The organism is Chitinophaga sp. 22620 (assembly GCF_052044405.1).
GTDB lineage: Bacteria > Bacteroidota > Bacteroidia > Chitinophagales > Chitinophagaceae > Chitinophaga.
The window spans coordinates 1-912 of the sequence record NZ_JBQEMV010000008.1 but is presented as its reverse complement, the minus strand read 5'-3'; the positions used below and the strand labels follow the sequence as shown (position 1 = coordinate 912).

General features: G+C 57.2%; 1 protein-coding gene. It reads right to left on the bottom strand.

Annotation, left to right across the window (positions count from 1 at the left end; all coding sequences use genetic code 11):
- A partial coding sequence (locus ACTJIK_RS25710; RefSeq protein WP_440650472.1) for an HYR-like domain-containing protein occupies window positions 1-912 on the bottom strand: 912 nt, incomplete at both ends.

Sequence of the window (912 nt, the reverse complement as noted above, 5' to 3'; positions counted from 1 at the left end):
TTGTGAACACCGGCGGACGGGTATCACGAACGGTGATGATCTGTATCACCGAGTCACGGTTGCCGCACACGTCAGCAGCGATCCACACACGGCGGAGCTGATAGTTATTCAGACACGCACCAGCAGCGCGTACCGTATCCTGCCGTCTGGTGATGGTCACCAGGCCATTACAATTATCGGTGGCAGCCAGGTTTGGCATTACAGGGATGGCACTGCATTCCACGGTTACATTGGCCGGAGCTGGCGTTGTGAACACAGGCGGACGGGTATCGCGAACGGTAAGGATCTGAATTACGGAGTCACGGTTACCGCACACGTCAGCAGCGATCCATACGCGGCGGAGCTGGTAGTTATTCAGACATGCACCGGCGGTGCGTACCGTATCCTGGCGTCTGGTGATGCTCACCAGGCCGTTACAATTGTCGGTGGCAGCCAGGTTGGGCATTACAGGAATGCTGCTGCATTCCACTGTTGCATTGGCCGGAGCCGGCGTTGTGAATACAGGCGGACGGGTATCGCGAACGGTAAGGATCTGTATCACCGAATCGCGGTTACCGCACACATCAGTGGCGATCCACACACGGCGGAGCTGATAGTTATTCAGACAGGCACCGGCAGCGCGTACCGTATCCTGGCGTCTGGTGATGGTCACCAGGCCATTACAATTATCGGTAGCAGCCAGGTTGGGCATTACAGGGATGGCGCTACATTCTACGGTCGCGTTAGCGGGAGCAGGAGTAGTAAACACCGGCGGACGGGTATCCTGTACAGTGATGATCTGTATTACGGAGTCGCGGTTGCCGCACACATCAGCAGCGATCCACACACGGCGGAGCTGGTAGCTATTCAGGCAGGCGCCGGCAGTGCGAATGGTATCCTGACTTCTGGCAATCGTCACAGCACCCATACAGG